Source organism: Streptomyces sp. YIM 98790, assembly GCF_011421595.1.
GTDB lineage: Bacteria > Actinomycetota > Actinomycetes > Streptomycetales > Streptomycetaceae > Streptomyces.
In genome coordinates this window covers 14,725-22,694 of record NZ_WTLH01000102.1, presented here as the reverse complement: position 1 = coordinate 22,694, position 7,970 = coordinate 14,725, and the positions used below count along the sequence as shown (strand labels likewise).

7 protein-coding genes are annotated in these 7,970 nt (G+C 74.1%); 1 reads left to right on the top strand and 6 read right to left on the bottom strand.

The window, feature by feature from the left end; all coding sequences use genetic code 11:
• Positions 1-396: 396 nt before the first annotated feature.
• A complete protein-coding gene (locus GQS09_RS17445; protein WP_165987252.1) occupies positions 397-1,404 on the bottom strand; it encodes a stage II sporulation protein M in 1,008 nt (335 codons plus the stop codon).
• 115 nt (positions 1,405-1,519) lie between these two features.
• Here GQS09_RS17445 and GQS09_RS17440 point away from each other — a divergent pair, with 115 nt between their 5' ends.
• Complete coding sequence (locus GQS09_RS17440) at positions 1,520-2,467, top strand: RDD family protein (protein ID WP_207957955.1); 948 nt, start codon at positions 1,520-1,522, stop codon at positions 2,465-2,467.
• A gap of 49 nt (positions 2,468-2,516) precedes the next feature.
• On the opposite strand, the gene GQS09_RS17435 is transcribed toward GQS09_RS17440, so the two are convergent.
• The 5 genes from GQS09_RS17435 to GQS09_RS17415 form a co-directional block, all read right to left on the bottom strand.
• On the bottom strand, positions 2,517-3,158 hold the full coding sequence (locus GQS09_RS17435) for a hypothetical protein (protein ID WP_165987250.1): 642 nt from the start codon (positions 3,156-3,158) through the stop codon (positions 2,517-2,519).
• A 112-nt stretch (positions 3,159-3,270) separates the two neighbouring features.
• Positions 3,271-4,731: an adenosylhomocysteinase gene (gene ahcY, locus GQS09_RS17430; protein ID WP_165987248.1), complete on the bottom strand. Its 1,461-nt coding sequence runs from the start codon at positions 4,729-4,731 to the stop codon at positions 3,271-3,273.
• 286 nt (positions 4,732-5,017) lie between these two features.
• Complete coding sequence (manA, locus tag GQS09_RS17425) at positions 5,018-6,229, bottom strand: mannose-6-phosphate isomerase, class I (protein ID WP_165987246.1); 1,212 nt, start codon at positions 6,227-6,229, stop codon at positions 5,018-5,020.
• A 97-nt stretch (positions 6,230-6,326) separates the two neighbouring features.
• Positions 6,327-7,535, bottom strand: coding sequence for an SIS domain-containing protein (locus GQS09_RS17420; RefSeq protein WP_165987244.1), 1,209 nt, complete (start codon positions 7,533-7,535; stop codon positions 6,327-6,329).
• A 60-nt stretch (positions 7,536-7,595) separates the two neighbouring features.
• Positions 7,596-7,775, bottom strand: coding sequence for a Trm112 family protein (locus tag GQS09_RS17415; protein ID WP_165987242.1), 180 nt, complete (start codon positions 7,773-7,775; stop codon positions 7,596-7,598).
• Positions 7,776-7,970 lie beyond the last annotated feature (195 nt).

Sequence of the window (7,970 nt, the reverse complement as noted above, 5' to 3'; positions counted from 1 at the left end):
ATCCACCACGGACAACCGGACACACATCCGGCCCCATGGCGACGGGGTTGCCAAATATCTGGCGTTGACTTTTGGCACGCTGTTGAGTTCTCAAGGAACGGACACTGCCTTCGGTAACCCTCTCGGGAATCCCTCCGGGTGTTTCTCCGTTTCGGTGCTTCCGACGCTACCACATCTCCGCGGGGCTGATTTCACCGCGCTGAGTGCGCACGGAAACCGGGCCCGTTGAGGGAAGTGAGTCGGAGTCGGTGGCTCGCTGCGGAATCCCGGAATGGGGCTCCGCTGCGGCTTCACCGCGCTGCTCTGCCGGGCGGCTTTTCAGTCCTCGGCGGTGGCAGCTCGGACTACATTACGCGTCCCCCGGATGGCTGTCAAGCAGAGATCCGGGGCCGCCGATCAGGCGGCCACCGGCAGCTCGTCCTCGCGGTCCGCGGTGGCCACATCCCCCGTCTCGCCCGCACGGACGGCACGGCGGCCGACGATGAGGACGTAGCAGAGGAAGGCCGTCTCCACCGCCACCCCGATGCCGATGCGGGCCCAGGTGGGCAGCGGCGAGGGAGTGACCAGCCCTTCGATCAGGCCGGAGACCAGCAGCACCAGGGTGAGGCCGATCACCATGCCCAGGGCGGCGCGGCCCTCCCGGGCCAGGGCCGCGGTCCGGGTCAGGCGCCCCGGGTCGATCACCGTCCAGCCCAGCCGGAGCCCCACCCCCGCCGCGATGAACACAGCGGTGAGTTCGAGGAGGCCGTGCGGGAGGATCAGGCCGAGGAAGACGTCCAGCCGGTCCGCCGCGGCCATCAGGCCCACGCCGGTGCCGACGTTCACTGCATTCTGCAACAGCACCCAGAGCACAGGAATTCCCAGGAAGACGCCCAGGGTCAGGGAGATGCCCGCGACCACCACGTTGTTGGTCCAGACCTGGAAGGAAAAGGCCGCGGCCGGGCTGCTGGAGTAGTACGTCTCGTAGCCGCCGCCGGGGCGGGTCATCTCCCGCAGCTCCTCGGGGGCGCCGATGGTGGCCTGCACCTCGGGGCTGCCGGCGATCCAGGCCCCGATGCCCGCGGTGGCCAGGATGAAGACCAGGGCGGTGGGCAGCCACCAGTGGCGTGTGCGGTAGCACGCGGCCGGGAACCCGGCGGTGAAGTAGTGCAGTGCGTCCCGCCAGGTGGCGCGCCGGGTGCCGACCACCACGCTCCGGGCCCGGGCCACCAGCGTGGTGAGCCGGTTGACCACGGCCGGGTCGGGTGCCCAGCTCTGGAGCTGGGAGAGATGGGTGGCGGTGCGCTGGTACAGGAGCACCAGCTCGTCCGTCTCGGCACCGCTGAGCCGCCGGCTGCGGCGCAGCAGCTGGGCCAGCCGGTCCCACTCGTGGCGGTGCGCGGCCACGAACACGTCGACGTCCATGGCACGACCTTCTCAGACGATGAGGGGTGGAGGCAGTGCCCGGGTCGGCGGTGTGTCCGATTGGTGATCAGTACGGACTGGCCGTACGGGACGGACGCGGGGAGGATGGGCGGCCATGAGCAATCCGGTGACCGGCGACGCCGTTGTCCTGGGTCTGCAGCCCGCGAAGCTGCTGAGCCGGGCACTGGCCATCGCCATCGATCTGGCCGTGCTGCTCGCCGGCTACTACCTGGTGACGCTGGTGCTGCTCAGCGCGGTGCAGGATCTCGGGTTCGCGGCGTCGGCGGCGACGGCGACGGGGCTGCTGGCGCTGATCCTGGTGGGGGTGCCGGTGGCGGTGGAGACACTGTCCCGCGGCAAGTCGCTGGGCAAGCTGATCTTCGGGCTCCGGGTGGTGCGCGGCGACGGCGGCCCGGTCCGGTTCCGGCATGCGCTGGTGCGGGGCCTGGTCGGGGTGGTGGAGATCCTGCTGACCACCGGGTCGGTGGCGTGCATCGCCTCGCTGGTGTCCGAGCGGGGGCGTCGCATCGGGGATGTGTTCGCCGGGACGCTGGTGGTGCGCGAGCGGATACCGGCGCCGCGTGCCTGGCCGCTGCCGCCGCCCCCGCCGGAGCTGGCGGGGCAGTTCGCGGAGCTTGATCTGTCCCGGGTGCCGGACGGGCTGTGGCTCACCGTGCGGCAGCTGCTGGCCCGGCTGCCGAAGATGGACGCCCGGGTGGGGCGGTCCATGGCGGAGCGGCTGGCCGGCGATCTGGTGCGGCTGACGGGCAGGCCGGCGCCGCCCGGGGCCGACCCGGCCAGGTATCTGCGGGGGGTGGCCTGGGAGCGGCAGCGGCGTGACGCGTGGCGGTTGCAGGTGGAGGAGCAGCAGGTACGGCAGGCGCTGCTCCTCGGGGAGGGGTTCCGGCCGGGGCGGCCTCCGGAGCGGACGGCACCTCCGTCCCCGCCGCCGGCTGTCCCGTCGGCGGGGCCGCCGGGCGAGCCGTCCGGGGCAGGGCAGCACACCGGCGGTGCCGGTGCCGGAGGCAGGGGCGGGAGCGGCGGGTTCGTGCCGCCGGCGTGACCGCGCGGCCGGGCGCGGCCGGGCACGGCACGGCAGGGGGTGCAGCGGGTCAGGCCGCGGCCGTGGACCAGTCGGAAGGGGGCGCGTCCAGGTCGTCCAGTTCGATGCCGGGAGCGGCGAGCACGATGTCGCCGCTGAGGTGCACCATCCGGCGTTCGCCGGTCTCCAGGTCGTCGACCTGGTAGTCGTCGACGGTGATCTCGCTGGTGATCTCGCTCCCCGTCCGGTCGTGGTGCGGTGTGCTGCCGAGCAGGGTCCAGCTCTGGTCCAGGGTGCGCGGGGCCAGGACGGGCTCGGTGAGGGCGAGCAGCCGGACCCGGGCGGCCGGGCCGCCGGCGGTGAGCCGCAGCAGGCGGGCAACGGCGACCAGGTGGGCCGGTGAACTGCCGGTGAAGGCATGGGCCCGGACGCTGCCGGGCTCGGCGTGCTCGCCGGCCGGGTCGGTGCGCACCCAGCTCAGCCCGTCCAGGGCGGCGCCGCGCACCTGCCACCGGCCGGCCCGCAGCTCCAGGCGCAGAGGGCGGCCGAGCTGGTCCAGGGTGAGGTCGACCGAGCCGGAGGTCCGGCCGTCCGGGGTGAGGCGGCGGGCGGTGTAGCGCCAGCCGGAGGGTCCGGGCGCGCACTGGAACCGCTCCTCGCCGAGCGGGGTGCGGTCGTGGGGATCGTGGAGGAGGTAGCGGCCACGCGGCATGTCGGTACAGGCGCCCTGGGCGGTCGGGACAGGGGACGGAGGAGACGACGGGGCGCGGCCGCCGGGAGGGGGTGCTCCGGGCGGCCGCGGCGCGTCGTGGACCGGAGGCCGGTCAGTAGCGGTAGTGCTCGGACTTGTACGGGCCCTGGACCGGGACGCCGATGTAGGCGGCCTGCTCGGGGGTGAGCTCGGTGAGCCGGGCGCCGAGGGCGTCCAGGTGCAGCCGGGCGACCTTCTCGTCCAGGTGCTTGGGCAGGGTGTACACGCCGATCGGGTACTCGTCGGTCTTGGTGAACAGCTCGATCTGGGCGATCGTCTGGTTCGCGAAGCTGTTGGACATCACGAACGACGGGTGGCCGGTGGCGTTGCCGAGGTTCAGCAGGCGGCCCTCGGAGAGCACGATGATCGAGCGGCCGTCGGTGAAGGTCCAGGTGTGCACCTGGGGCTTGACCTCGTCCTTGACCACGCCGGGGACGGCGGCCAGGCCGGCCATGTCGATCTCGTTGTCGAAGTGGCCGATGTTGCCGACGATCGCCTGGTGCTTCATCCGCAGCAGGTGCTCGGCGCGGATGACGTCCTTGTTGCCGGTGGCGGTGATGAAGATGTCGGCCGTGTCGACGACGTCCTCCAGCCGGGCCACCTGGTAGCCGTCCATGGCGGCCTGGAGGGCGCAGATGGGGTCGATCTCGGTGATGATCACCCGGGCCCCCTGGCCGCGCAGCGATTCGGCGCAGCCCTTGCCGACGTCGCCGTAGCCGCAGATCACCGCCACCTTGCCGCCGATCAGCACATCGGTGGCGCGGTTGATGCCGTCGACCAGCGAGTGGCGGCAGCCGTACTTGTTGTCGAACTTCGACTTGGTGACCGAGTCGTTGACGTTGACGGCCGGGAAGAGCAGGGTGCCCTCGCGCTGCATCTCGTACAGCCGGTGGACGCCGGTGGTGGTCTCCTCGGTGACCCCGCGGATCTCGGAGGAGAGCTGGGTCCACTTCTGCGGCGACTCGCCCAGGGTGCGGGCCAGCAGCCGCAGGATGACGGCCTCCTCCTCGCTGCCGGCGGTCTCCGAGGCGGGCACCTGGCCGTCCTTCTCGCACACCACGCCCTTGTGCACCAGCAGGGTGGCGTCGCCGCCGTCGTCCAGGATCATGTTGGGTCCGCCGGTGGGGGTGCCGGGCCAGGTCAGCGCCTGTTCGGTGCACCACCAGTACTCCTCCAGGGTCTCGCCCTTCCAGGCGAAGACCGGGATGCCGCGCGGGTCCTCGGGGGTGCCCTCGGGGCCCACCGCGACCGCCGCGGCGGCGTGGTCCTGGGTGGAGAAGATGTTGCAGGAGGCCCAGCGGACCTCGGCGCCGAGCGCCACCAGCGTCTCGATCAGCACGGCGGTCTGCACGGTCATGTGCAGGGAGCCGGTGATGCGGGCGCCGGCCAGCGGCCTGGCCTCGGCGTACTCGCGGCGGATCGCCATCAGGCCGGGCATCTCGTGCTCGGCGAGGGTGATCTCCTTGCGGCCGAACTCGGCAAGGGAGAGATCGGCGACCTTGAAGTCGGGATGTGCGGACGCGCTTGCGGACATGAGGCTGCTCCTCGTCTGACGGTCTTGGCGGGCAGGGTGCGCCGGGGACGGGGCAGCGCCCGCGCCGTTCCGTTGCGCGCGGGGGCGGCTTCCCCTGGCCGCACCGGTCCGTCGGAGGGCCTTCTTTCCCCTCGGCCGGGCACGGGCCCGTCCGGCGGGCCGCCCCGACTGCCATCAGCAGCGACGTGATACTGCGGTCGTCACCGAATCTAGCAGCCGGGCGGTGGGCGGCTTCAAGGCCGTATGACGCACCGTCCGAAAACCGCCCCGGCCCTGTGCCGGATGCTCAGAGCCGGACGGTGGCGCGGAAGACCGTGCCGGGGCCTTCCGCCCGCACCGTGCGCTGGTCGGCCGGCACGTAGGCGGACTCGCCGCGCCGCAGGGTCAGCTCGCGCCCGCCCGGGCCGCCGGCGAGGCCGATCATGCCGTCGGTGCAGAGCAGGATCTGCGGCAGGCCGGCGGGCAGGGCGCGCGGCTCGGCGCCGGGGGCCAGCACATAGCGGGACAGCCGGAACTCGCTGACCGGTGTGGTGTACACCTCCTCGCCCTCCGGGCCCGCCTCCGGGCGCAGCACGCCCGCTTCGCCGCCCTCGAAGCGCACGATGCGCAGCAGCTCGGGCACGTCCACGTGCTTGGGGGTCAGGCCGCAGCGCAGCACGTTGTCGGAGTTGGCCATGATCTCCACGCCCATGCCCCTGAGGTAGGCGTGCGGCACGCCGGCGTCCAGGAAGAGGGCCTCCCCGGGCTGGAGGCGCACATGGTTGAGCAGCATGGCGGCGAGCACGCCCGGGTCGCCGGGGTACTCCTGGGCGATGGCGGCGTACGCGGCGCAGGCCGTGGCCCAGGGGCCGCCCTCGCCGGCGCGGCGGCGGGCGGCCTCGGCGGCCAGGTGCACGGTTTCGGCCACCGCGGTGCGGTCGGCGGTGAGGACGGCGGTGAAGACCTCGCGCAGGGCGGCGTCCTCGGGGCGGGCGGCGCCCAGGATGTCGGCGTAGGGCTTGAGCTGGTCGACGTCGAGCGCGGCGAGCAGCCCGGCGGTCTCTGCGGCGGGGCGGAAGCCGCACAGGCCCTCGAACGGGGTGAGCGCGCAGATCAGCTCGGGCTTGTGGTTGGCGTCCTTGTAGTTGCGGTGCGGAGCGGCGGGCGGGATGCCGCGGCCTTCCTCGTCGTCGAAACCGGCCTGCGCCTGGGCCAGGTCGGGGTGGACCTGGAGGGAGAGCGGGGAGGCGGCGGCCAGCACCTTGAGCAGGAACGGCAGGCGGGGCCCGAAGGCCTGGGCGGCGGCGCGGCCGAGCTCCCGCTCCGGGTCGGCGGCGATCAGCTCGTTGAGCGGGACGGGGCCGCCGTCGCCGCGGTCCACCAGGGAGGGGGCGCCGGGGTGGGCGCCCATCCACAGTTCGGCCTGGGGCTGGCCGGTGGGCTCGGTGCCCAGCAGCTCCGGGAGGGCGGTGGTGGAGCCCCAGGCGTAGGGGCGGACGGCGTTGACGAGACGGTCCATAACGGTGGTTCCCGTGCGGTGAGCGGGCGGTGCCCGGCGGCGGATCCGGCGGTGGGGAGCAGGCGGGCCGGTGGCCGGGAGGGCCCGGCCCGCCGGGTCATGATCGGTTGCTGGAGGTGAGCGCCAGGTAAACGGCGGTGAAATCGAGCTGGGCGATCAGCTCGGCGGCGGCCTCCAGCGGGGTGCTCAGGTCGGTCGGGGTCAGCTCGCTGAGGGCGGCGCCCTGTTCCACGGCCAGTTCCCGGGCGGCGTCGGCGGCGCTGAACCGGGTGCCGGCCTGGCGCCCGGGGCGCTCGGGGCGCTCGGCCCCGCCGCCGTTGCCGAAGTTGCTGCCCGGCGGCTCCAGCACGGCCGGGCTGCGCAGCAGCACCACGCGGGCGTGCAGCGCGGGTGGCTCCTCGACCCGGTCGCGGAAGAAGTCGTCGGCCTCCGGGCCGCCGGTGAGACTGCCGCCGAGCAGCGCCCCGTGCGCGGTCATGGCCTCGGGCAGGTCGGCGCTGAGCGCGGGCAGGCCGGACAGGCCGGTCAGGGTGGCGGCGCCGTGCCGGGCGGCGGCCGAGGCGAGCAGGCCGTCGCTCCACAGCAGCGGCAGCGAGCCGGCGAACTCGGCGGCCAGCGCCTTGGCCGGGTTGGCGTCCACCGGGACGGCCGGGCCGCAGCGCTCGGCGGTGGCGTCCAGCCGGTCGGCCAGGGCGAGCAGGGCGTCCTCGCCGGCGGCGCACAGTCCGAGCCGGCCGCAGAGGTAGAGCAGCGGGGTGACCAGGGACCACTGCGGTCCGGGGGCGGCGGGGTGGGCGGGCAGCTCCACGCGCGGGGCGTGGGTCAGCTCTATGGTCAGGCTGCGGCGGCGCAGGGTGAGGTCGGAGAGCGAGGAGCGGTCCGGGGCCACGGTGACCACGGTCAGGCCGCGGCGGTAGGCGGTCTCCAGCAGTTCGCCGAGGCCGGGCTCGCTGCCGTCGGTGCTGGTGATCAGGAGCAGGTCCAGGGCTCCGGCCCAGTGCGGCAGCGGCCAGCGCAGGGCGCCGGGCGCGGCGAGCGCGCCGGTGGCGGGGAGCCGGGCGACCCGGACGTTCTCGTCGATCAGCGCGGAGAGCAGGCCGGCGGTGAGCGCGGTGTCCGGACCGGGCCCGGCCACCAGTACGGTGCCGGGGCGGCCGTCGGGCTGCAGCCGGGGCACCGGCGATTCCTGGACGGCGCGCAGCGCGGTGCGCACCTGGGCGCCGGAGGCGGCGACGGAGCGCAGCAGTCCGCGCAGATCGGCCCGGTCGAGCGCGTCGGGGGCGTCCAGCAGCGATTCGTCGATCATGTCGGGACTCCGATTCGCCCGGGGGTGGCCGGGGAGGTCCGGGAAGTGTCTCAGGAGGGGTCAGGACGGCCTGCGTGCCTCGTCCTCCAGCAGGACGGGAATGTCGTCGCGGAGGGGGTAGGCGAGGCCGCAGCTCTCGTTCGTGCAGATGAGCTCGCTGCCGTCCTCGCCGGCGCGCAGCGCGGAGCCGCAGGCCGGGCAGGCGAGGATCTCCAGAAGACCGGCTTCCACGGGCGGCATGGGTGTCCTCACTTGTCTGCTTGATGTGCTTCTGCCCGTGCGCGGCTGTCCGTGCGCGGCTGTCCGTGCGCGCCGGGCGGGGAGGAGCCGTCGCCGGCCCCTCCCGGTCACCCTACCGGCGCCGCTCCCCGCCAGCCACGCAGCGGCGGCCCCGCTGCCGGGAGCGCGTGCCGGGGCCGCGCGCCGCCCCGGACC

Excerpts from the sequence above, each read along its gene's own strand:
- GQS09_RS17415 (WP_165987242.1), bottom strand. The coding sequence starts at position 7,775 with ATGCCGCCCGTGGAAGCCGGTCTTCTGGAGATCCTCGCCTGCCCGGCC.
- GQS09_RS17420 (WP_165987244.1), bottom strand. The coding sequence starts at position 7,535 with ATGATCGACGAATCGCTGCTGGACGCCCCCGACGCGCTCGACCGGGCC.
- GQS09_RS17440 (WP_207957955.1), top strand. The coding sequence starts at position 1,520 with ATGAGCAATCCGGTGACCGGCGACGCCGTTGTCCTGGGTCTGCAGCCC.
- GQS09_RS17435 (WP_165987250.1), bottom strand. The coding sequence starts at position 3,158 with ATGCCGCGTGGCCGCTACCTCCTCCACGATCCCCACGACCGCACCCCG.
- ahcY (WP_165987248.1), bottom strand. The coding sequence starts at position 4,731 with ATGTCCGCAAGCGCGTCCGCACATCCCGACTTCAAGGTCGCCGATCTC.
- manA (WP_165987246.1), bottom strand. The coding sequence starts at position 6,229 with ATGGACCGTCTCGTCAACGCCGTCCGCCCCTACGCCTGGGGCTCCACC.
- GQS09_RS17445 (WP_165987252.1), bottom strand. The coding sequence starts at position 1,404 with ATGGACGTCGACGTGTTCGTGGCCGCGCACCGCCACGAGTGGGACCGG.